Raw genomic sequence first — 22,307 nt, 5'->3', positions numbered from 1 at the left:
TGTGTCCTCACGCGACGGGCCGCGCGCTGGGCGCGGCCCCGTCGAACGTCGCTGCACAGGAGTGATCAACTCATGCACATCCCGCCAGACCGTCGACGCGGCAATTTCTGGCGGTGGGGTGAAGGCACACCCGAAATGGAAAGCGGCAAAACAAAAAGGCCCGGAACCTTGCGGTGTCCGGGCCTCTTTGCGAGAGAGCTTGAGAGATGCGCGCCTACGCGCGACCTCCACCCGGGGGCACCTGATGAGCCTCGAACTGACCACCCACGCGCAGACGGGCTGCGGCTTTGGCGGCGTACGCGGTGTTCAGGTGCGAAGACAACGACAGGGGCGACGGCATGTCGAAACCATGGCAGAACCCGACGCGCACGAGCGGTCGGCCCGAGGCGGGTCGATGGCTGGTGAGGGTCAGTGCGGTGTTCACGATGGTTCCTGGTCAAAAATTGCCGCTGTCGGCTGTAAGGGGTTGGAAAAAGGGGACGGCTTGTGCCGTGAATTGGAGGCAACTGTAAAGAGTGTTTACGGCAACGTCAACAACCGGGACAATCTTTTCTTGTCTTGTTGTTGTTTTTGAACAGTGCCCCATACCACCGTCGCGCGCCGCCGCAATGCGCTTGTGCTGCATCGCCGCTTTCTCGAGGACGCCGTCGCGGCGGGCCTGCCCGCCAAGGGGCTCGACCAGGCGTTCGCACGCAAGCTCGAAATCTCTCCGAGCATGTGGAGCCAGATCAAGAGTGCGCGGCCCATCGGCGACAAGCTCGCACGGCAGATCGAACGGCATTGCGACGTGGCCGCCGGCTGGCTCGACGAAGACAACACACCACCTTCGGAAGCACCGCCCGATGCGGCGGAAGAGCGCTTCGTGGCGGCCGCGCGTGAGGCGTGGCGACAGGCCAATGCGAAGGGAAAGCGGGAGCTCAGCGGCTGGCTGAAGAAGCACGCGCAGGAGAAGAAGGCGCTCGAGCCTGCCGACGGCGCTGCGCCGGCACCCTAGCCTTGCTCAGGCCTTCAGGCCTTGCCAGCGGGCTCGGCAGCAGCCAGCGCCGGCGCATCGCGCAGGATGGCCCCGCGCATGTCGTCCGGCACGGCGATGGCGCGGTGGGTGTCGAGCGAGGTCGTCACCAGCACCTGCCGCACCTGCATGCGCACTTCGCCCGAGGTGGGCTCGAAGCAACGCAGCGACAGCGTGATCGAGCGCGAACCCAGTTGCGCGACCGACAGGCCGAGCATCACGCGGTCGCCCATGCGGCTCACGGCGCGGAAGTCGGCGTCGAGCTTCACAGTCGGCAGGCCGACGCGGCGCTCGCCGATCAGTGCGTGGTAGCCCACGCCGAGCCCCTCGCTCACCCAGTCTTCGACCAGGCCGTTGAGCATCACGAAGTACTGCGGATAGAAGACGATGCCCGCCGGGTCGCAGTCGGAGAAGCGGATCAGGCGCGGGCGCTGGAACTCCACACCACCGCCCTCGCCGCTCATGCGCGGTCCTCGACCGCGCCGTCGCCGCGCATCACGTGCACGCGCAGCAACCCGAGCTGGTTGTGCATCTGCTTGACGGTCTTCATGTCCAGACCCGAGAACATCTCGAGGATCCACTGCTCGTGCTCGGTGGCCATGGCTTCGAAGGCATTGCGGCCTTCGGGCGTGAGGCTCACGATCCAGGCGCGGCGGTCGTCGGGGCTGGGCGCTCGCGCCACCATGCCTTCGCGCTCGAGTTCGTCGGTCAGGCCTGTGACGTTGCCGCCGGTCACCATCAGGTAGCGCGAGAGCACGCGCATCTTCAGGCCGTCTTCGTAGCGGTACAGCTGCGCCATGTAGTCGAAGCGCGCCAGCGAGATGCCGAAGCGCTCGCGCAGCCGGCGCCGGATCTCGGCCTCGATCTGCGTGGTGCTCGCGAGCATGCGCAGCCACAGCTTGAGCATGGCGTGGTCTTCATGGCCGGCGCGGGCTTCGTGGCCGAGTTCTTCGGCGTCGCTCAGCACGGCGTGGGAGGCATCGTTGCGACTCATGTGACTTCTCCTCCGGAAACGGAGATCGACTGGCCCGTGACCGATGCGGCGCCCTCGCCGCACAGCCAGCGCACGGTGTCGGCCACTTCGGCGGGCTGCACGATGCGCTTTTGCGGGTTCACGCTGGAGAACTCGGCCAGCGCATCGGCTTCGCTGCGGCCGGTCTTGCCGACCACGTTGGCGACGCTGTTGCGCAGGATGTCGGTGTCGGTGTAGCCCGGGCACACGGCGTTCACGGTGATGCCCTTGCGCGCCACCTCGAGTGCCAGCGCGCGCGTGAGGCCGATCACGCCGTGCTTGGCGGCGGTGTAGGCCGACACGTAGGCGTAGCCCTTCTGGCCCGCGGTGCTGGCGATGTTGACGATGCGGCCCCAGCCGGCGTCGAGCATGTCGGGCAGCGCGGCCTGTGCGCACAGGAAGCTGCCGGTGAGGTTGACCGACAGCATGCGCTGCCACAGCTCGACCGAGGTCTTCAGGAACGGCGCGCTCTCGGCGGCGCCCGCGTTGTTGACCAGCACGGTCACCGCCCCGCGTTCGGCCCGCGCCTGCGCAAAGGCCGACTGCACGGCCTGCGGGTCGGCCACGTCGGCCGCCACCACGCCGTGGCCGCTGCCCGCCAGGGTCTCGGCCACGCGTTGCAGGGCCTGCGCGTCGCGGCCCAGCAAGGTCAGCACAGCGCCCTGGGCGGCAAGGGTGCGGGCGATCTCTGCGCCAATGCCGCGAGCGGCGCCGGTGACGAGGGCATGACGGCCAGTGAGCGAATTTGTGTGCATACCTGAATGGTTTAGTTCTGAATCATTTTAGCCATTTGCGCACCAGCAGGGTGCTACCGCATGAAACGGCCGCCGTTGAGGTCCAGCGTCGCGCCCGTCATGAAGGCCGCGGCCGGCGAGGCCAGGTAGACGACGGCGGCCGCCACCTCGTCGGCCAGCCCGAAGCGGCCCAGCGGGATACCGGCCTTCAGCGCCTGCTGCCGCTCGGGTGACAGCGCGGCGAGCGCGGGGCTGTCGATGACGGCGGGGGCCAGCGCGTTCACGGTCACGCCGTGCGGCGCCAGTTCCTGCGCAAAGGCACGCGTCAGCGCCAGCAGGCCGGCCTTGCTGGCCGCGTAGTGCACGCCGGTGGCGCTGCTGACCTGCTGCCCGGCCAGCGAGGCCAGGTTGACGATGCGACCCGCACCGCGTTCGCGCATGTGCCTTCCCGCGATGCGGCAGCCGAAGAAGCTGCCGCGCAGGTTGATGGCGAGCACGTCGTCCCACTCGGCGGGCGTGATGTCCCACAGCGAGGTGGTCGGCGTGCGCGCCGCGTTGTTGACCAGGATGTCGACGGCGCCGAAGTGCGCCACGGCCTGCGCGAAGCGGTCGCTGAAGCACTGCTCATCGCGTACGTCGAGTGGCAGCGCGAGGCCGTTCACCTCGGCGGCAACGGCCTGGGCATTGGCTTCGTCGATGTCCGCCACCGCCACGCGCGCACCGGCCTGTGCCAGCCCGCGCGCGATGGCCGCACCCAGCCCCTGCCCCGCGCCGGTCACGAAGGCCACGCGCCCTGCCAGTGGAAGCGCGGTGGCGTGCGTCATCCGGCTTTGGCGGGCCGACCGTCCCAGGTCTGCGGCCCCACGCCGCGCTCGCGCAGCTTGAACTTCTGCACCTTGCCGTTCTCGGTGCGCGGCAGGTCGGGCAAGAGGTCGATGTAGCGCGGCACCGCGAAGTACGGCAGGCGGCCTTCGCAGAAGCGCGCCAGCTCGGCCGGGTCGATGGCCACGCCCTCGCGCGCCACCAGCGCGGCCATCACCTCGTCTTCGGCCAGCTCGGAGCGCACGGGGTACACGGCGCACGAGGCCACGCCGGGGTGGCTCAGCAGCACCTGCTCGACCTCGAAGGACGAGATGTTCTCGCCGCGCCGGCGGATCGCGTCCTTGATGCGGTCGACAAAGCGGAACGCGCCGTCGGCATCGCGCACCACGCGGTCGCCGGTGTGGAACCACAGGTTGCGCCAGGCCTCGACGGTCTTCTCGGGCATGTGGAAGTAGCCGCTGGCAAAGGCATAGGGCTCGTCGGCGCGCAGCAGCAGTTCGCCGGCCTCGCCGGGTGGCAGCGGCACGTCGTCTTCGTCGGCCACGCAGGCCTGGAAGCCGGGGCGCAGCCAGCCCATGACGCCGCCGCGCGGCGAATCGGGCGCGGTGGCAATGGCGAAGTTGGTTTCGGTCGAGCCGTAGCCTTCGAGCAGCGCCACGCCCGTGCGCGCCTTGAAGGCCTGCCCCGCCGCGGCGGGCACGCCGGGCCCGAGGCCGGTGCGCACGCGGTGGTTGCGCTCGCCCTCGCCTTCGGGCTGGGCCAGCAGGATGGGCACCATCGCGCCGAGCAGGTAGACCACGGTCGCGCCGTTGGCGCGCATCGCCGGCCAGAAGCCCGAGGCGGAGAAGCGCGACTCGAACACCACCTCGGCCCCGGTGAGCGCGGCCTGCGCGAAGGTGTTGAGCGCGTTGATGTGAAACAGCGGCAGCGTGGTGCACAGCACGTCGTCGCGGCCGACGCCGAGCACCTCGGCGCTGTTCACGCCCCACCAGAAGTACTGCGCCTGCGGGCAGATGACGCCCTTGGCCGGGCCCGTGGTGCCCGAGGTGTAGAGGATGGCGAGCGGGTCGCCCGGCTGCACCGTGGCGGGCGGCAGGGCCTGCGCGCCCGGCGGGTAGGCCGACACGCGCACGCCGGCGGGCGGCGTCCACGGCGTTTCGGCCTCGCCGACCACCCACACCTCGCGCAGCGCCGTGCGGGCCAGGTCGGCCGTCGCCAACCGATCGAGAAAGCCTGCCTCGATCACCAACAGCTTTGCCTCGCTGTTCGCGAGGAAGTATTCGATCTGCGGCCCCATCGACGCCGTGTTGACCGGCACGACCGACGCGCCGAGCCAGCCCGCACCGAGAAAAGTGTCGAGGAACTCGATGCGGTTGCCGCACATGACGGCGATGCGGTCGCCGCGCGCCACGCCGTGCTGCGCGAGCGCACCGGCGCGCGTGGCCGCCGCATCGGCCGCGTCGGCGTGCGTCCATTGCCGGCCCGCGATGCGCAGCAGCGGTCGGCCGCCGAACAGCGCCGCCTGCCGCTGCAGCATGGCGGGCAGCGTGCGCTGCGCCGGCGGCACCGCGCGCGGGTCACTCGTCATCGTGCGTGCCTCCGCCGAGGTAGGTGGCCTGCACGCGCGGGTCGCTGGCGAGGTCACCGGAAGCACCCGACAGTGCGATCTCGCCGGTCTCCAGCACATAGCCTTCGTCCGAGCTTTCGAGCGCGGCGCGCGCGTTCTGCTCCACCAGCAGGATCGACACGCCGTCGTCGCGCAGCTTGCGCACGATGGTGAGGATGTCGCGCACGATCAGCGGCGCCAGGCCCAGGCTGGGCTCGTCGAGCATCAACAGGCGCGGCGCCGACATGAGCGCGCGGCCCACGGCCAGCATCTGCCGCTCGCCGCCCGAGAGCGTGTCGGCGCGTTGCGCGCGGCGCTCGGCCAGGCGTGGGAAGCGGTCGTACACCGATTGCAGCTGCCGCTTCATCGCATCGCCGCGCAGCCGCTTGGCGTAGGCGCCCAGCTGCAGGTTGTCGAGTACGGTGAGTTCGCCGAACAGCTCGCGCCGCTCGGGCACGAGGCACAGCCCGCGCTCCACGCGCGACTCCACATCGAGCCCCTGCAGGTCTTCACCTTCGAAGCGCAGCGTGCCCTTGCACGGCAGCAGGCCCATGGCCGCAGCCAGCAGCGTGGTCTTGCCCGCGCCGTTGGGGCCGATCACCGAGATGATCTGGCCCCGCTGCACGTCGAGCGACACGCCGCGCACGGCCTCCACCTGCCCGTAAGACACGTGCAGATCACCGATCTCCAGCATCGCGGTCATACAACGCTCCCCAGGTAAGCCGCCTGCACACGCTCGTCGGCGCGCACCGCCGACGGCACGCCCTCCACGAGCTTGGAGCCGAAGTTCATCACCACCAAACGGTCCACCAGTTTCATCACGAAGTCCATGTCGTGTTCAACGATCAGGATGGTCACGCCCTCCTCGCGCAGCTTGCGCAGCAGGTCGCCCAAGGCCATCTTTTCCTTGCGGCGCAGGCCGGCCGCGGGCTCGTCGAGCACCAGCAGCACGGGGTCGGCAGCGAGCGCACGCGCAATCTCCAGAATGCGTTGCGTGCCCAGCGGCAGGCTGCCCGCGAGCTCGTGCGCGCGGTCGCCCAGGCCGATGCGGTCGAGCTGGCGCTGCGCCTCCTGCAGGATCTGGCTTTCTTCCGTGCGGTCCAGCCGCAGGCCCGCCTTCAGGATGCCCGAGCGCGTGCGCGAGTGCGCGCCCAGCGCCACGTTGTCCAGCAGGCTCATGTGCGGGCGCAGCTTCACGTGCTGGAAGGTGCGCGCCAGCCCGAGCCGCGCCACCGCGCGCTGCGGCATGCCGGCGATGTCGTGCTCGAGAAAGCGCACCTGGCCCGCGCTCATCGGCAGCGTGCAGGTCAGCAGGTTGAACATGGTCGACTTGCCCGCGCCGTTGGGCCCGATGAGGCCGATGATCTCGCCCGCCTTGACGTCGAAGCTCACGTCGTTCACCGCCACCAGCCCGCCGAAGCGCTTCACCGCGCCGTTGACCGACAGCACCTGCGTGCCGCGCGCCGGCAGCTGCCGGTGCGGCAGCGGCTCGACCGGCGCACCGGTGTAGCGCGAGGCGCCCTGCGGCGCGGCGCGCCGGCGCGTCCAGCGCCGCAGCAGGCCCATCACGCCGCCGCGCGCAAAGTGCAGCAGCAGGATGAACAGCGCCGCGAAGGCCACGGCCTCCAGCTGGCCCGCGCGCTGCGTGAGCATCGGCAGCACGTCCTGCAGGCCGTTCTTCAGCACCAGCACCAGCGCCGCACCCACCAGCGCGCCCGCCAGCTGCCCGAGCCCGCCGGCCACGGCCATCAGCAGGTACTCGATGCTGGCGCGCACGTCGAAGGGCGACGGGCTCACGAAGCGGTTCATGTGCGCATAGAGCCAGCCCGCCAGCCCCGCGAACAGCGCGGCCGTGACGAACAGCGACAGCCGCACGCGGTACGCATCCGCCCCCACGCTGGCCAGCAGCGTGGCGCCGCCGCGCAGCCCGCGAATCGCGCGGCCGGGGCGCGACTGCAGCAGGTTGTGGCTGAACAGGCAGGCCAGCCCGACCACCACCCAGATCAGGTAGTACATCGCGCGCGGATCGGCCAGCGACCAGCCGCCGATCTGCAGCGCCGGGATGTTCGACAGGCCCGTGTGGCGCCCGAGCGCATCGACGTTGCCGAACAGCATCGCGATCGACAGCCCCCAGGCGATGGTGCTCAGCGGCAGGAAGTGCCCGCCCAGCCGCAAGGTGAGCATGCCGATCGCCAGCGCCGACAGGCCCGTGAGCAGCAGCGCGAACAAGAGCCCCAGCCACGGCGACAGGCCCTGCGCGGTGGTGAGCCACGCCGTGGCGTAGGCCGCGATGCCCACGAAGGCCGCCTGGCCGAACGAGGTGGCGCCGCCCACGCCGGTGAGCAGCACGAGGCCCAGTGCCACCAGCGCGCCGATGCCGATGTCGTTCAGCAGCGAAACCGTGAAGCTGCCCGCCACGGCCGGCACCAGGGCCAGCACGACGATCACGCCCGCGATCCACGCCATGCGTTTGGTGTTGCCGTTCATTGGTCCACCTCGTCTTCTTCCTCTTCCGAATGGGCCGCCATGAAGGAGCGCAGCATGAGCACCGGGATCAGCAGGCTGAACACGATCACGTCTTTGAGCGCGCCGCTCCAGAACGACGCGAAGCTCTCGACCACGCCGACCGCCAGCGCGCCGATGGCCGTCATCGGGTAGCTCACGAGCCCGCCGATGATCGCGGCCACGAAAGCCTTCAGGCCGATGATGAAACCCGAGTCGTAGTACATGGTGGTCACCGGCGCGATCAGCACGCCGATGAGCCCCGCCAGCAGCGAGGCGCAGCCGTAGGCCAGCAGCGCCGTGCGCACCGGCCGGATGCCGACCAGCCGCGCGCCCACGCGGTTCACGGCCGTGGCGCGCAGCGCCTTGCCGGCCACCGTGCGCTCGAACACCAGGAAGAACAGCCCGCTCAGCACCACGGCCGCCCCCACCATCAGCACCACCTGGCCGCTGACCGTGAAGCCGTCGCCCAGCGTGAACACCGCGCTCGTGAGCGGCGTGGTGCGCGAGCCTTCCGGCCCGAAGAACAGCAGGCCCAGGCCCGAGAGCAGGAAGTGCAGCGCGAGCGACACGATCAGCAGCACCAGCACCGAGGCATCGGCGATCGGCTGGAACACCACGCGCGCCAGCAGCGGCGCGATGGGCACCACCAGCAGCACCGCCACCGCGATGTGCACGGCCACCGGCACGCCGGGCCGCGCCGCCAGCCAGGCGAGCACGCACGGAATGGCGGGCAGCACGCCCCACATCAGCACCGCCTTCGGTATGCGTGCGGCCTCGCCGCGCCGCAGCAGGCTGCCGATTTCGGTGGCCAGCGCCAGCGCGGCCAGCACCGCGACCATGCCGATGGTCGGCGGCACGCGGCCGGTTTCGAAGGCCGCCAGCGACAGGGCGGCAAAGGCCGCGATGTCGCCGAACGGCACGAACACCACCCGCGTGACCGAGAAGATCAGCACCAGCCCGAGGCCGGCGAGCAGATAGACGGCACCGTTGGCCAGGCCGTCGGTGACGAGGATCAGCGCCACGTCCCAGTTCATAGAAAAACCTCTGTCGGAGTCATCGTTGTCGTTGTCGTGAAGGAAAACAGGAGATTCAAGGGGCGAGCTTCCACTGGCCGTTGTCGAGCTTGACGATCACGCGGGCGCGCTCGTCCACGCCGTACAGGCTGCCGGGCTTGAAGGTGTAGACGCCGTGCGTGCCGACCACTTCCTTGGTGCTGAAGATGGCGTCGCGCAGCGCCACGCGGAACTCGGGCGTGCCCGGCTCGGCCTTCTTCATGGCACGCGAAGCGGCGTCGGCGAACACCAGCCAGCCGTCGAACGAGTAGGCCGAGAAGGCGTCGCTGGTGGGTGCGTTGTTGACCTTCTGGAACACGGCGCGGAAGTCGGTCGCGATCTTCTTGGTCGGGTAGTCGGCCGGCAGCTGCTCGGCGACGATCACCGGGCCCGTGGGCATCAGCGCGTTCTGGCCGGCCGCGCCGACCACGCGCACGAAGTCGGGGTTGATCAGGCCGTGCTGGCCGTACACGCCGCCCTTGAAGCCGCGCTCCTGCAGCGCCAGGAACGGCAGCGCGCCCGGCGTGCCGGCGCCGCCGGTCATCACCGCGTCGGGGCGCAGCGCCACGATCTTCAGCACCTGGCCGGTCACCGAAGCGTCGGCGCGTGCGTAGCGCTCGTTGCTCACCACCTTGATGCCGGCGCCCGGCGCGGCCTTCATGAGGGCCTCGTACACCAGGTCGCCCCAGGCGTCGGAAAAGCCGATGTAGCCCACGGTCTTGACGTTGTTGCGCTTCATGCGCTCGACCACCGCGTCGATCATGAGCTGCGTGGGCTGCGCCACCGTCATCACCCACGGGTTCTCGTTGGGGTCGAGCAGGATGGGCGTGAGGCCGATCATCGGCGTCTTCGCCTCCTTGCCCACCTGCGCCATCGCGATGGCCGACGGCACGCCCGAGGTGCCCATGAGCACGTCGACCTTTTCGTCCTCGATGAGCTTGCGCGCGTTGCGCCCGGCCGTGGTCGGGTCGGAGCCGTCGTCCAGCACCACGAGCTGGATCTTGCGGCCGTTGACCTCGCCCTTGTAGGCCAGCGCAGCCTGCATGCCCTTGGCGTACGGCACGCCCAGCGAGGAGTTGGGCCCCGACAGCGACACGCTGAGTCCGACCTTGAGGTCGGCCGCCAGTGCGCTCGCCACACCACAGGCGGTCAGCGCCGCGGCGAGGGCACCGCGCGTCAAGGTCTGCATCAGGTTCTTCATGTCGTAGCTCCAGTGAGGATGGTTAGAAGGACAGGTAACTCAGATGAACAACTGGATCGCGGGCAAGGCGCGCGTGGCGTTGAGCAGGTCGATGCGCTTCTCGCGGATGGACCAGCCCGTGGGGGTGCGGACGAGGTGGTGGCGAGCAGTGCCGCTCAGCAGCAACTGGTCGTCGCCGCGCGCCTCGATGTAGAGAAAGGGCGTGCGCAGGCGCACGTCGTCGGCGCCCTCTTCCTCGATGCGCGAGGGCTGCAGCACATGCTGGCTGTGGCTGGCCGGGTGCTGCGAATGCGCGCGCGGGTTCTTCAGCCGCTCCACGCGCAGCTGCAGCAGCAGCCGGTCTTCGTAGGCCAGCGAGTTGTGCGAGAACGGATCGGCCTGCGCCGCGCCGAGCAGCGGCACCCAGTAGTGGCCGTCGTCGGCGAACAGGGCCAGCCAGTCGTCGAAGCGGCGCGCGTCGAGCAGGGCCGCTTCGTGGGCGATGAAGTCGCGCGGATCGTTCATGCCGCAGCCTCCGGCGTCATGGCCCGGGCCCAGGCGCGGAACTGGTTGCGCATGAGCAGCTCGTTGGTGCCATTGGTGGTCACCGTGGCCTGCTGCGTCTCGGCCGGGTCGTGGTTGCGGTGCAGGCTGATCCATTCGTTGCCGCCGGCACGCAGGCCCTTCTGGATGCTCTCGAACAGGTGCACGTCGTCGTGCGCCACCACCGACATGGGCGAGAACACGAGCCGGTTGTAGCTCATGGCGCGCTCGAACAAGAGCGCGGGCGTACCGGCCGCGCGGAAGCTCCAGGCCTCGATGAGCGTGCGGTCGGCCGCCAGCGGGCGGATCACGCGGATGGCCTGCGGCGAGCCCTTGACCGACAGGCTCGGGTACAGCACCGAGTTCTGCGGCGAGCGCTGCAGGATGTCGGCGGCGCGCTCTACGCCGTGCGCGGCCTGCATCGCGGCCTCGTACTCGGGCAGCTGCGCGTAGTTGGAATGGATGCTGAAGTTCACGCCCAGCACGCTGTGGCCGTTGGCGAACACGCGCCCGCCCATCTGGTCGAAGAACTCGTAGCCCGAGCCGAAGGGCAGGATCTGCTCCATCGCCATCGGCTTGGGGTCGGTGGGCGCATGCCCTTCCCACAGCGCCTCGGCGGCCTTGGTGGCCGACTCGTGCGTCGACATCGGGTGCACCGTGTCGTTGATGTTCTCCAGGTACATCTTCCAGTTGCAATGGACGATGTTGCGCAGCACGCCGCCGCCCACCGTGAGCCTGCCCTCGGGCGAGCGGTCGACCATGTTGTCGAGGGCGCCCAGCACCTCGCCGAAGTAGTCCTCGAACGACGGGCCCGTGTCCGACAACCGCACGAACACGAAGTCGCGGTACACCTTCACGTGCTTCACCACCGACAGCCCCTGCCCCGACTCGCAGGCCTTGAGCTGCGTGCCCTCGTAGCCGTTCTTCAGCGGCAGGCCCAATGGCGCGCCGTCGAGCTTGTAGGTCCACGCGTGGTACGGGCAGCGAAAGAAGCGGCCGGTGTTACCGCTCTCGTCGGTCACCAGCTGCGTGCCCTTGTGGGCGCAGCGGTTGTACATGACGTGCACCGCGCCGTCGGGCTGGCGCACCATGAGCAGCGGGCGGCCCGCGATCTCCTGCGTGACGAAATCGCCCGCCGCCGGCACCTGGCTGGCATGGCCCAGGAAGACCCAGGTGCGGGCGAACAGGCGCTCCTGCTCCAGCGCGAACAATTCGTCGCTGAGGTACAGGTCGCGGTGCACCCGGTCGTCGCGGACCAGCGCCGCGACGAGATCGGGGCGGTTGCGGTAGGCGGTCATGGCGGTGGGCTTCGGTTAGACCGAGGTCAGGGGACCAGCTTCCACTGGCCCTTGTTCATCTGCACGATGACCACGCCGCGCTGGTCCGAGCCGTAGCGGTCGTCGGGCTTGAAGGTGTAGATGCCGTGCGTGCCCACCAGCTCCTTCGTGCCCACGATGGCATCGCGCAGCGCCGTGCGGTACTGCGGCGTGCCGGGCTCGCCCTTGGTGCGCGAGGCCGCGTCGGCCAGCAGCAGGTAGGCGTCGTAGGTGTACGACGAGAACGCATCGGTGGGCACCGCGCCGTTCGCCTTCTGGTACGCAGCGCGAAAGCCCATCGCGACCTTCTTGATGGGATTGCTCTCGGGCAGCTGGTCGGCCACCAGCACCGGGCCGCTGGGCACCTGCAGGCCGTCGATGGCCGTGCCGCCCACGCGCACGAAGTCGGCGTTGATGAGGCCGTGCGTGCCGTAGATCTTGCCCTTGTAGCCGCGCTCGGCCAGTGCCAGGTAGGGCAGCGCGCCCGGCGTGCCGGAGTTGCCCGCGAACACGGCGTCGGGCCGCGCCGCGACGATCTTCAGGATCTGCCCGGCCACCGACGAATCGCTGCGCGCATAGCGCTCGTTGGCCACCACCTTGATGCCGGCGGTGGCGGCGCTCTTCACGAGCGAGTCGTAGGCCAGGTCGCCCAGCGCGTCGGAGAAGCCGATGAAGGCCACCGTCTTCACACCCGACTTCTGCATGCGCTCGACCACGCCCGCCACCATGAGCGGGAACGGCTGCGACACGGTGACGGTCCATGCGCCGTCCGCGCCCGGAATGGTCACGGGCGTGGGCGAGATGAGCGGCGTGTTGAGCTCGCGCGCCACCGAGGCGATGGCCATCGCGCCCGGCACGCCCGAGGTGCCGATGAGCACGTCGACCTTGTCTTCCGTCACCAGCTTGCGCGCGTTGCGCCCGGCGGTGGTCGGGTCGGACGCATCGTCGAGCACGATGAGCTGCACCTTGCGCCCGCCGATCTCGGGCCGCTCGGCGATGGCCGCGCGGATGCCCTTCTCGTAGGGCACGCCCAGCGCCGCGACCGGCCCCGAGAGCGAGCTGATGAAGCCGATCTTGAGGTCTGCCGCCGCCGCACCGACGGCGGTGAAGGCGGCCAGCAGCGCGAGGCCAAGGCGGGAGATTTTCTTCATGGGAGCTTCCTCTTCGGGGGTTGGAATGGGAACGAGGGACGGGTCAGTAGCGCAAGGTGCGGCGCGATTCGAGGTCGGCATCGACCTGCGCGGGCGTGAGCCGCTCCGGCTTGCATTCGAAGCGCTCGAACAGCGCCAACTGGTCGGCGTAGTGGCGGTCGCGCACGCCGGCCGGGCTCACGAAGCCGCTCTGCCCCGGCGCGGCGACCGAGCACATGTCGAGCGCGCCCGGGCGCAGCACGACGCGGTAGTTGAGCGTGCCGCGGTTCATGTAGGGGCTGACCTCGGGCTCGTCGCCCGCACCGGCCCACGGCACGCCGATGGCGTTGATGCGCGAGAAGCGGTGCCGGACCACGGGCGTGGTCCACGCGGCCATGTCGGGCCCGAGGCGGGTGCGCAGTTCGCCCACCGCATCGGTCAGCGCGGCGCGCACCATCGTGCGCGGGTCCTGCCCGTTGAAGAAGTCCTGGCGCTGCGGCACGCCCGAGGCCGGGCCGCTCAGCGCGTTCCACAGCAGCTTGGCCACGGCCGCGGGCTGGGCGCTGCCCGGCGAGCCGCGCGGCGTGAGCGTGGGGTAGCCGAGGTTGGCGTAGGTGGCGAACACGGCCGGCGGCAGCTCGTCGGCCAGCAGGCGCCGCGACATCGCACCCAGCCACGCGCGCAGCACGGTGGTGGCGCGGTTGTCGTACACCTCGCCGCCCGGGGCGACGCGGTTCTTCAGGTCCCAGTTCGCGAGCAGGTCGGCCGCGCGGCGCGCGGGGTCGCCGGCCGGCAGGCCCTTCGCCGCGTCGACGATGAGGGGCACGAAGTAGCGCGCGTTCAGGTCGGCCAATGCCGCGCCCTGGCTCACGCGCCAGACCTCGTCGGCGCCCAGCTTGGCCGTGCCCTGCAGCTGCGCATGGATTTCGGCCACGCGGTCGACGTGCGAGAAGTTCGCGCCGTCCGCGCGCAGGCCTTCGGCGATCTGGTTGTTCCAGCTCGCGAGGTAGCCCTGCGCGGGGTTGTAGGCGCGCGGGTTGGCGCTGAACGGCAGGCTGCCCTGCCACTCCATGCTGCCGTCGCCGCGCGCGGGAAAGCGGATGTCCTGCGTGGCCGGGCGGCGCGGCATGCGGCCCAGGCCCACGGCGCCGATGTTGCCCGCCACGTCGGCATAGAACCAGGTGATGGACGCGGCCACGCGCTCGCCCTGCGCAAGAAAGCCCGACCAGTCGCGCGCTCGCGCGGCACGCGCCCAGCCGAGCATGGTCTCGACCTCGCGGCCCTGCCAGGTGCTGCGCGCGGTGTAGGCGCGGGCGTTGTCCACGTCCCAGCTCTGCACGAAGCCGTGCACCGTGGCGTAGATGTCCACGCTCTGCGGCGCGGCGCCCTTCACGCGGATCACGTCGGTGCGCCGGGTCATCGGCCGGTAGGCGCCGTCGTACCTGTATTCGTGGCGGTTGGCCGGGTTCAGTTCTTCCTGGTAGATGTCGTTGGTGTCGAGCGAGCCCACCGTCGATCCCCAGGCGATGGTGCCGTTGGTGCCGAACAGCACGGGCAGCAAGCCGATGGGCGTGAGGCCCGTGAGGTCGTAGCCCGCGCCGTGCAGGCCGATGCCGTGCACGAACGACGGGTTGTTGAAGCCCTGCTGCGGGCCGTTGTACAGAACGGCCACGCCTTCCTTGGTGCGCGAGGGGCCGAGCACCCAGGCGTTGCTGGCGGTCGGCATGCCTTCGGTGGCAGCCAGGCCCATGCGGGCGACCTGCGTGGCGCGGAAGTCGGCGGCGGCCTGCGTGGAGACCGGCGCGAGCGCGGCATCGCCGGGCTCGGCGCTCGCCAGCCGGTTCGCGTTGCCGCGCGGCACGATGGTCGGCGCGGTCGGGTCTTCGAGCCAGCGCAGCTGCTCGTACAGCTGCAGGCCGGCCACGTCGCCGCGCGCGGCCTTGAGCTGGTTGAGCAGCGAGAGGTTCGCGACCTCCGCCGTGCCCGCGAAGAAGCGGTTGAGGATCAGGCCGATCCAGACCATGGCCACGTCGTCCGCGGTCCAGGGCGCGGGCTCGAAGCCGTTGTCGATGAACTCGCGCGGCATCAACTTCGCGCGGTCGGCCAGCACGTCGCGGATGCGCGCGTTGACGCCCGCGGCATAGCCTTCGAACATGGCGCGGTCGTCTGCGTTCAGCGCATCGATCTGGCGGCGGATCGACACCGGATCGATGTTGGCGCGCGTGGCCTTGTCGGTCGCGACGAACTCGGCCCCCAGCACCTCGGCCACGCTGCCGTTGCCCGAGCGCCGCGCCATCTCCAGCTGGTAGAGCCGGTCTTCGGCGACGGCATAGCCGAAGCCGTGGAACAGGCCGCGCGTGTCGCTGGCGTAGACGTGCGGCACGCCGTAGCGGTCGCGCTTGATGGTGACTTCTCCTCTGCCGCCGGGGGCGGTCGCGGCGCAGCCGGCCAGCAGCGCGGCGGCGAACAGCACGGTGCCGGTCGCGCGCCGGCGGCGCAGGGAACGAAGCAGCGGGTACATGGGGTGGGCGGCGTTCATCGGATCGACGCGAGGGCGTTCAGGGCACCAGCTTCCACTGGCCCTTCTCGAGCTTCACGACGACGCGCGAACGGTCGTCCGAGCCGTAGCGCTCGGTCGGCTTGAAGTTGTAGACGCTGTGCGTGCCCACCAGCTCCTTGGTGCTCACGATGGCGTCGCGCAGCGCCAGGCGGAACTGCGGCGTGCCGGGCTCGGCCTTGGTGGCCAGCGCGCGCTGGGCGGCGTCCAGGTACACCAGCCATGCATCGAAGGTGTAGGCCGAGAAGGCGTCGGTCGGCGGTGCGCCGTTGGCCTTCTGGTAGGCCGCGCGGAAGTCCATCGACACCTTGCGGATCGGGTTGTCGGCGGGCAGCTGCTCGGCCACGATCACGGGGCCGGTGGGGGCCAGCAGGCCTTCGACCGACGCACCGCCCACGCGCACGAAGTCGGGGTTGATGAGCGCGTGCATGCCGTAGATCTGGCCCTTGTAGCCGCGCTCCGAGAGCGCCAGGTACGGCAGCGCGCCGGGCGTGCCCGAGGTGCCGGTGATCACCGCGTCGGGGCGCAGCGCCACGATCTTGAGCACCTGCCCGGTCACCGAGGCGTCGCCGCGCGCATAGCGCTCGTTCGACACGATCTTGATGCCGGCCGGCTCGGCGCTCTTTTGCAGCGCGCCGTACACCAGGTCGCCCCAGGCGTCGGAGAAACCGATGTAGCCGACCGTCTTCACCCCCGACTTCTTCATGCGCTCGACCACCGCGCTCACCATGAGCGGCGCGGGCTGCGGCAGCGTGACCATCCACGCGCCCTCTTCGCCCGGCAGGTTGGCATTGGCGATGGAGATCAGCGGCGTCTTGGTTTCGCGTGCCACGCCGGCAATGGCCAGCGCGCCGGGCGAACCGGCCGTGCCGATGATGACGTCGACCTTGTCCTCGTCGATCATCTTGCGTGCGTTGCGCGCGGCCGTGGTGGGGTCGGACGCGTCATCGAGCTGCACCAGCTGGATCTTGCGGCCGCCTACGTCGGCCTTGTAGGCGAGCGCGGCCTTCATGCCCTTTTCGTACGGAATGCCCAGCGACGACACCGGCCCCGACAGCGAGGTGATGAAGCCGACCTTCAGATCGGCGGCCCACGCGCTGGCGGCGCTCAGCGCGCCGAGGCCCGCGGCGACGGCCGCGAGGGTGCGAATTCGGTTCAGGACTTTCATGGCGATGCTCCAGAGGTGATGTTTTTGAACGGAACGAAACGGACGCTGAAATGAAACTAGAGGGCCAGGCTGCCGACGCTGGTGCCGCCGCAGACGTAGAGGACCTGGCCGGTGACGAAGCTGTTCTCGGGCGCGGCGAAGAAACGCACGGCGCGTGCCACGTCGGCCGATTCGCCCAGGCGCTTGACGGGCACCGAGGCCGCGAGCGCGCGCTCCTTCTCGCTGCCGGCCTCGACCACGTCGTAGAACATGTCGGTGCGGATGGGGCCCGGCGCCACCACGTTCACCGTGATGCCGTCGGCCGCGAGCTCCAGCGCCCAGGTGCGCGCCATGCCCAACATGCCGGCCTTGGTGGCCGAGTAGCTGGTGCGCGTGGCCAGGCCCAGCGCGGCGCGCGACGACAGCAGCACCACGCGGCCGAAGCGCTGCGCACGCATCGCGGGCAGTGCGCCCTGCACGAGCTGGATGGCGCAGCCCAGGTGCAGGTCGACCAGCGCATCGAGGTCGTCGAGCTTCACCTCGGGCAGCAACGCGGCGCGGATGACACCGGCGTTGTGGACGATGGTGGTCGGTGCGAAGCGCTCGACCAGTTCGCGCACGGCCTGGCCGGTGGCGGCGCGGTCGGCCAGGTCGACCTCGAGGCTGTGCATCTTGGGGTGGTCGATCTCGGCCTTGCGGCGCGCGAGCGAAACCACCTCGTAGCCTTGCGCGAGCAGGTCTTCGCAGATGGCCTTGCCGATGCCGGCGCTGCCGCCGGTGACGGCCGCGACCTTGGAGGCGGCGGCGCTCATGCCGTGGCTCCCACCAGGGCCAGCACGCGCAGCGGGCTGCCGCTGCCCTTCTCGATCTTCAGCGGCGGGCAGATCAGCACCGCGCCCGATGCTGGCAGCAGGTCGAGGTTGCTCAGGCACTGCAGGCCGTAGCGGCCCGCGCCGTGCATGTAGTAGTGGCAGGGGTACGGCGGGCGCAGGTGGTAGCCCTGCCCGGCGTCGGTGCCGATGGCTTCGGAGCCGAAGCCCAGCACGTCGCGCTGCTCGACCAGGAAGCGCACGGCCTCGGTGCTCGGGCCGGGCGTGTGCTGGCCGGTCTCGTCGAAGTTCTGGTAGGCCTCGGGGTCGCTGCGCTTGGACCAGTCGGTGCGCATGAGCACCCACGCGCCCTTGGGGATGCGGCCGTGCGCGGCCTCGTAGGCCTCGATGTCTTCGAGCGTCAGCAGGTAGTCGGGGTCGTCCTTCACCTGCGGCGAGCAGTCGATCACGCAGGCCGGTGCGACGAAGTGCTGCACGGGGATGGTGTCGACCGAGTTGTTCGGCAGGTCGCGGCCCGAGATCCAGTGGATCGGCGCGTCGAAGTGCGTGCCGGTGTGCTCGCCACAGGAGAAGTTGTTCCAGTACCAGCCCGGGCCGCGCTCGTCGTACTTCGACACTTCCTCGATGCGGAAGGGCCAGCACTGGCCCATCTCGGGCGGCAGCGCGATCTGCGGGAACTCGGGCGTGAGCGTCTGCGTGAGGTCGATCACGCGGATGCGGCCGCTGGCCATGGCGGTCACGAGGCTGCCGAGAACTTCGACGGCGGACATCAATTCGTTGGTGGTCGTGGTCATCGTGTGATTCCTCTGCTCAGCCGCCCGCCGCGAGTTCGCGTTCGAGCACCTTGGGGTTGTCGCGCCAGCGCTCCAGCCACTCCTGCGCCACGTCGCCCGGGTACACGTCTTCCACGCCGTCGCGCAGTCCCTTCACGATGGCGTTGGCCAGCGTGGTGGGTGCCAGCTTGGGCGGCGGCGTGTGCTGGTTCCATTCGTCGTCGATGGGGCCGGGGAACACGTTGATCACGCGGATGCCGGCGGGCCGCATCTCGGCGCGCAGGCACTGCGCGAGCGAATGCGCCGCGGCCTTCGAGGCGCTGAAGGTGCCGTGCGGCGGGAAGTTGCTCAGCGCGTAGATCGACAGCAGGTTGACCCACGCCGTCGCACCGGTCGCGCCGTCGGCCGAGCGGCCCTTGAGCGCGGGGCCGAACTCCTGCGCCAGGCGCAGCAGGCCGAAGTAGTTGATGTCCATCTCGGCCTTGGCCACGTCGGTGCCGCGGCGCGCGCCGATGCCGAAGGTGCGGTGCACCTCGGCGTTGTTGATCACGATGTCGACCTTGCCGCCGATGGAGCCGGCCAGCTCGGTCACCTGGCGGCCGTTGGTGAGGTCCAGCGGCACGAGCGTGACCTGCGGCAGGGCCGAGATGTCGTCCAGGCCGTCGCCCATCTTCTTCCACGGTTCGGCATGGCCGACCCAGACGATGTCGGCGCCGGCCTTCACCAGCGCACGCACGAGGGCCTGGCCCGTCTCGGTCTTGCCGTCGGTCACCAGCACCTTGCGGAACTTGGGGTCGCTGGTCATTTCGCGCAGCATCTTGTCGTCGGCCATGTGGGGACTCCCTTCAGTCGGAAAAGCAATGAGGACGGCCTGGCCGGCGCGGTCGAGCCGGGCGCCGACACGCACGCGCGTGGGCGCATCGCCGACCTCGCCGTGCAGGTGGACCATGAGCGTGGGGCCGGCATCCAGGTGCACCAGGCCCAGCCGCCAGGGCAGCCGCTCGCGAAAGAACAGGTCGTTGCTGTGGTGCAGCGTGGTGCTGCCGAGCAGCGCGCCCTCGCCGCTCTGCTGGCGCCAGCGCAGCGCCGACGACAGGCACTTGTGGCAGACCTCGCGCGGCGGGTACTGCACCGTGCCGCAGTCCTCGCAGGTCTGCAGCTCGAAGCGGCCTTCGGCGGCGGCGGCCGTGAGGCCGAGCGCGACACGGCCGCGCGCGCCGGGAGGCAGGTTCATCTGCCGGGTGCGCAGCACCGGGTTCTTGCGCGGGGGGCGCATCATCGGCATCGTCATGCGGGTCTCCCCAGAATGACCGCACCCGTACAGAGGCAGCGGTCGTAGGTCACCATGCCGAAGCCGGCGACGAGGCCCAGCTGGGCGTTGGGTACGGCGCGGGCACCGGCCTGGTCGGTCAATTGGCGGATCGCCTCGACCATGCCGAGGAAGCCACCCGCCGCACCGGCCTGCCCGGCCGAGAGCTGGCCGCCGCTGGTGTTGTTCGGAAAGCTGCCGTCGAAGGTCATGGTGTTCGCCTGCACGAAGGCCGAACCTTCGCCCTTCTCGCAGAACCCCAGGTCTTCGAACTGCATCATCACGATGACGGGGTAGTCGTCGTAGGTCTGCACGAAGTCGAGCGCGGCGGGCTGCACGCCGGCCTGCGCATAGAGGTCGTCGCGGTCCTTGCGCCAGCCGCCCTGCACCATCACCGGGTCTTCGGCGTAGGCGTTGTGGCGCTCGATGGCGCCACGGATCACGACGTGCGCCAGGCCCAGGTCGCGCGCGCGCTCCTCGCTCATCACGAGGAAGGCGTCGGCGCCGGCGCAGGGCATCACGCAGTCGAACAGGTGGATCGGGTCGGAGATCGGCCGCGCGGCCATGTACTCGTCGAGCGTGAGGCCCTTCTTGAACATGGCGTTGGGGTTGCCCAGCGCGTTGGTGCGCTGGTCCACGCAGATGCGGCCGAAGTCTTCGCGCGTGGCGCCGTAGGTGCGCATGTAGTTGGCGGTGATGAACGCGAAGATCGAGTTCGGGCCGCCCGAGCCGTAGGGGTAGCTCGCATCGCGCGCGAAGTTGCTGAAGCTGCCCAGCGTCTGGCGGAAGGAATCGACATGATTGGTGTCGGCGCCCACGCAGGCGACGATGTCGGCATCGCCCGCCTGCACGGCGCGAGCCGCGCGGCGCAGGCACATCACGCCCGAGGCGCCGCCGGTGGGCATGTGGTCGAGCCAGCGCGGCGACAGGCCCAGGTGCTGCGTGACGCCCACGGCCGTGTCGGGCGCCAGCGAGAAGCTGCTCAGGCACAGGCCGTCGATCTGTTCCTTGGCCACGCCGCTGGCCTGCACCAGCGCGTCGATGGCCTGGCCGACGAACCAGTGCGCGGTGCGCGTGGAGTAGCGCACGTAGGGCACGGTGACGGGCACCGCGACCGCGACGCCTTCGTAGGAAAGCCGGTTGCGTTTCGTCATGCCTGCCTCTTTTTCATGGAGCGCGTGTCGATGCAATGGCCCTGGCCCGGCAGCGACTGCGCCATCTCGCGCAGCTGGCCGCGCTGGATCTTCTGCGAGGGTGTGAGCGGCAGCGCGTCGACGAAGGCCACGTAGCCCGGCGCCTTGTAGTACGCCAGCTGCGCGAGCGCATGCTGGACGATGCTGGCCGCGACCGCTTCGCGCTGCGACGCGTCGCTGTCGTCGCGCAGCACGATGCAGGCCAGCACCTCGTCGCCGCGCACCGCGTCGGGCGTGGCGGCCACGGCCGAGGTCTTCACGGCCGGGTGTTGGTTGAGCACGCACTCGACCTCGACGGCCGAGATGTTCTCGCCGCTGCGGCGGATCACGTTCTTCTTGCGGTCGACGAAGAAGAAATTGCCGTCGGCGTCGCGGCGCACGAGATCGCCGGTGTGGAACCAGCCGTCGGCCCAGGCTTCGCGCGTCGCCTCTTCGTCCTTCAGGTAGCCGGAGAAGAAGTAGCGGCGCGGATCGGCGCCGGCCGAGCGCACCAGCAGTTCGCCGGGCATGTCGGTGCCCACGTCACTGCCGTCCTCGCCCATGAGGCGGATCTCAACGAAGTCTTCCTGCCGTCCGAAGCAGCTGGTGCCCACGAGGCGCGGCTCGCGGTTGGCCATGATGCAGGCGGCGGCGCCGGTCTCGGTCATGGCCCAGGCCTCGACCAGCGGGAAGCCGAAGCGTTCCTCGAAGGGCGCGTGGTTCTTGCGGTCGACACCGGCGCCGAAGCCCCAGCGGATCGCGTGGTCGCGGTCGGCCGCCGACGCGAGGGCCGACAGCAGCATCGCGGGCATCACGCCCAGGTAGTGGACGATGGTCGCGCCGCTTTCCTTCGCGCTGGCCAGCCAGCTCTTCGGATGGAAGCGGTCGAGCTGCACGAGGCAGCCGCCGGCAATGAGCACGACCATGGTCGAGAACGCCATCGCGTTCATGTGGTTGAGCGGCAGCGGTGTGATCACGCGCTCGGCATCGGGGCGGATGCTGCACACGCCGTCCAGCGCCGCATACCACTCGCCCGCGCGCAGGAAGTACGCGTTGCTCAGGATGCAGCCCTTGGGCCGGCCCGTGGTGCCCGAGGTGTAGAGCAGGCCGCATTCGGTGTCGGTGCCCACGGGCTCGCCGGCGCGCGGCGCAGCGGTCTTCGCGGGCGGCACGGCGTCGTCGGGGCCCATGGTCTCGAAGGCCACGCCGGCCTGCGCGGCGGCGGCCTGCAGGTCGGCGGCGCGCTCGGGCAGCGTCACGGCCAGGCCGATCTCGCTGTGGCCGATGAGGTAGACCAGCTCGGCCGAGCGCATCTCGGCGTTGATCGGCACCACGCTCGCGCCCAGCGCGTTCAGCGCGAGCCAGTGGAAGATGAAGGCGGGTCGGTTCTCCAGCAGCAGACCGACGCGGTGGCCGTGGCCGTAGCCGGCCTGTGCGTAGGCGGTGCGCAGTCGTTCGATCTGCTCGGCGGCTTCGCCCCAGCGGATGGCGCCGGCGGGGATGCCGTAGGCGGCGGCGGTCACCGATTCGGTGAAGAGGAATTCGGCCTGCGGGGTGCGCGCGGCCGTGGCGGCGAACACCTGGTGGACGGTGGCGTGGGTCATCGC

At 70.1% G+C, this 22,307-nt stretch carries 21 protein-coding genes; 2 read left to right on the top strand and 19 right to left on the bottom strand.

Annotation, left to right across the window (positions count from 1 at the left end; genetic code table 11):
- Window positions 1-244 precede the first annotated feature (244 nt).
- A complete protein-coding gene (locus tag AC1RLW_RS13780) occupies window positions 245-574 on the top strand; it encodes a hypothetical protein (protein ID WP_493193473.1) in 330 nt (109 codons plus the stop codon).
- A gap of 3 nt (window positions 575-577) precedes the next feature.
- Window positions 578-994 carry a hypothetical protein gene (locus AC1RLW_RS13775; RefSeq protein WP_369629744.1) on the top strand — a complete coding sequence of 139 codons (417 nt, stop codon included), beginning with the start codon at window positions 578-580 and terminating at the stop codon, window positions 992-994.
- Between the two features lie 14 nt (window positions 995-1,008).
- Here the strand turns inward: AC1RLW_RS13775 and AC1RLW_RS13770 are convergent, their stop codons facing one another.
- The 19 genes from AC1RLW_RS13770 to AC1RLW_RS13680 are packed head-to-tail and all read right to left on the bottom strand — an operon-like array spanning window position 1,009 to window position 22,304.
- Window positions 1,009-1,476: an acyl-CoA thioesterase gene (locus AC1RLW_RS13770; RefSeq protein WP_493193472.1), complete on the bottom strand. Its 468-nt coding sequence runs from the start codon at window positions 1,474-1,476 to the stop codon at window positions 1,009-1,011.
- The gene (locus AC1RLW_RS13765) at window positions 1,473-2,006 is read right to left on the bottom strand and encodes a MarR family winged helix-turn-helix transcriptional regulator (protein ID WP_062473285.1); all 534 of its coding nucleotides are present in this window, start codon (window positions 2,004-2,006) and stop codon (window positions 1,473-1,475) included. Before AC1RLW_RS13765 ends, AC1RLW_RS13770 begins: the two co-directional genes overlap by 4 nt.
- Complete coding sequence (locus tag AC1RLW_RS13760) at window positions 2,003-2,779, bottom strand: SDR family NAD(P)-dependent oxidoreductase (protein ID WP_493193471.1); 777 nt, start codon at window positions 2,777-2,779, stop codon at window positions 2,003-2,005. The genes AC1RLW_RS13765 and AC1RLW_RS13760 overlap by 4 nt, the downstream gene beginning before the upstream one ends.
- A gap of 53 nt (window positions 2,780-2,832) precedes the next feature.
- Window positions 2,833-3,582: an SDR family NAD(P)-dependent oxidoreductase gene (locus AC1RLW_RS13755; protein WP_493193469.1), complete on the bottom strand. Its 750-nt coding sequence runs from the start codon at window positions 3,580-3,582 to the stop codon at window positions 2,833-2,835.
- Window positions 3,579-5,168: an ATP-dependent acyl-CoA ligase gene (locus AC1RLW_RS13750; protein WP_493193468.1), complete on the bottom strand. Its 1,590-nt coding sequence runs from the start codon at window positions 5,166-5,168 to the stop codon at window positions 3,579-3,581. The genes AC1RLW_RS13755 and AC1RLW_RS13750 overlap by 4 nt, the downstream gene beginning before the upstream one ends.
- Window positions 5,158-5,889, bottom strand: coding sequence for an ABC transporter ATP-binding protein (locus AC1RLW_RS13745; RefSeq protein ID WP_095950531.1), 732 nt, complete (start codon window positions 5,887-5,889; stop codon window positions 5,158-5,160). The genes AC1RLW_RS13750 and AC1RLW_RS13745 overlap by 11 nt, the downstream gene beginning before the upstream one ends.
- Window positions 5,886-7,673 carry a branched-chain amino acid ABC transporter ATP-binding protein/permease gene (locus AC1RLW_RS13740; protein WP_095746373.1) on the bottom strand — a complete coding sequence of 596 codons (1,788 nt, stop codon included), beginning with the start codon at window positions 7,671-7,673 and terminating at the stop codon, window positions 5,886-5,888. Before AC1RLW_RS13740 ends, AC1RLW_RS13745 begins: the two co-directional genes overlap by 4 nt.
- Window positions 7,670-8,725, bottom strand: coding sequence for a branched-chain amino acid ABC transporter permease (locus AC1RLW_RS13735; protein ID WP_070062349.1), 1,056 nt, complete (start codon window positions 8,723-8,725; stop codon window positions 7,670-7,672). Before AC1RLW_RS13735 ends, AC1RLW_RS13740 begins: the two co-directional genes overlap by 4 nt.
- Before the next feature lie 55 nt (window positions 8,726-8,780).
- The gene (locus tag AC1RLW_RS13730) at window positions 8,781-9,944 is read right to left on the bottom strand and encodes an ABC transporter substrate-binding protein (RefSeq protein WP_070062348.1); all 1,164 of its coding nucleotides are present in this window, start codon (window positions 9,942-9,944) and stop codon (window positions 8,781-8,783) included.
- Between the two features lie 39 nt (window positions 9,945-9,983).
- Window positions 9,984-10,448, bottom strand: coding sequence for an aromatic-ring-hydroxylating dioxygenase subunit beta (locus AC1RLW_RS13725; protein ID WP_493193466.1), 465 nt, complete (start codon window positions 10,446-10,448; stop codon window positions 9,984-9,986).
- Window positions 10,445-11,764, bottom strand: coding sequence for an aromatic ring-hydroxylating dioxygenase subunit alpha (locus AC1RLW_RS13720; RefSeq protein WP_493193465.1), 1,320 nt, complete (start codon window positions 11,762-11,764; stop codon window positions 10,445-10,447). The genes AC1RLW_RS13725 and AC1RLW_RS13720 overlap by 4 nt, the downstream gene beginning before the upstream one ends.
- A gap of 26 nt (window positions 11,765-11,790) precedes the next feature.
- A complete protein-coding gene (locus tag AC1RLW_RS13715) occupies window positions 11,791-12,933 on the bottom strand; it encodes an ABC transporter substrate-binding protein (RefSeq protein WP_062474995.1) in 1,143 nt (380 codons plus the stop codon).
- A gap of 43 nt (window positions 12,934-12,976) precedes the next feature.
- Window positions 12,977-15,433 carry a penicillin acylase family protein gene (locus AC1RLW_RS13710; RefSeq protein WP_493193464.1) on the bottom strand — a complete coding sequence of 819 codons (2,457 nt, stop codon included), beginning with the start codon at window positions 15,431-15,433 and terminating at the stop codon, window positions 12,977-12,979.
- A 37-nt stretch (window positions 15,434-15,470) separates the two neighbouring features.
- Complete coding sequence (locus AC1RLW_RS13705; protein ID WP_139701997.1) at window positions 15,471-16,637, bottom strand: ABC transporter substrate-binding protein; 1,167 nt, start codon at window positions 16,635-16,637, stop codon at window positions 15,471-15,473.
- A gap of 56 nt (window positions 16,638-16,693) precedes the next feature.
- Window positions 16,694-17,428: an SDR family oxidoreductase gene (locus AC1RLW_RS13700; RefSeq protein ID WP_493193463.1), complete on the bottom strand. Its 735-nt coding sequence runs from the start codon at window positions 17,426-17,428 to the stop codon at window positions 16,694-16,696.
- Window positions 17,425-18,240, bottom strand: coding sequence for a cyclase family protein (locus AC1RLW_RS13695; protein WP_493193462.1), 816 nt, complete (start codon window positions 18,238-18,240; stop codon window positions 17,425-17,427). The genes AC1RLW_RS13700 and AC1RLW_RS13695 overlap by 4 nt, the downstream gene beginning before the upstream one ends.
- Before the next feature lie 16 nt (window positions 18,241-18,256).
- Complete coding sequence (locus tag AC1RLW_RS13690; protein ID WP_493193461.1) at window positions 18,257-19,510, bottom strand: SDR family NAD(P)-dependent oxidoreductase; 1,254 nt, start codon at window positions 19,508-19,510, stop codon at window positions 18,257-18,259.
- Complete coding sequence (locus tag AC1RLW_RS13685; protein WP_487848927.1) at window positions 19,507-20,682, bottom strand: thiolase family protein; 1,176 nt, start codon at window positions 20,680-20,682, stop codon at window positions 19,507-19,509. Before AC1RLW_RS13685 ends, AC1RLW_RS13690 begins: the two co-directional genes overlap by 4 nt.
- Window positions 20,679-22,304, bottom strand: coding sequence for an AMP-binding protein (locus AC1RLW_RS13680; protein ID WP_493193459.1), 1,626 nt, complete (start codon window positions 22,302-22,304; stop codon window positions 20,679-20,681). Before AC1RLW_RS13680 ends, AC1RLW_RS13685 begins: the two co-directional genes overlap by 4 nt.
- Window positions 22,305-22,307: the final 3 nt, after the last annotated feature.

The organism is Variovorax sp. GW822-FHT04A09 (genome assembly GCF_058801005.1).
The sequence above is the reverse complement of the archived record's forward strand: the minus strand, read 5'-3'. Positions and strand labels throughout refer to the sequence as shown.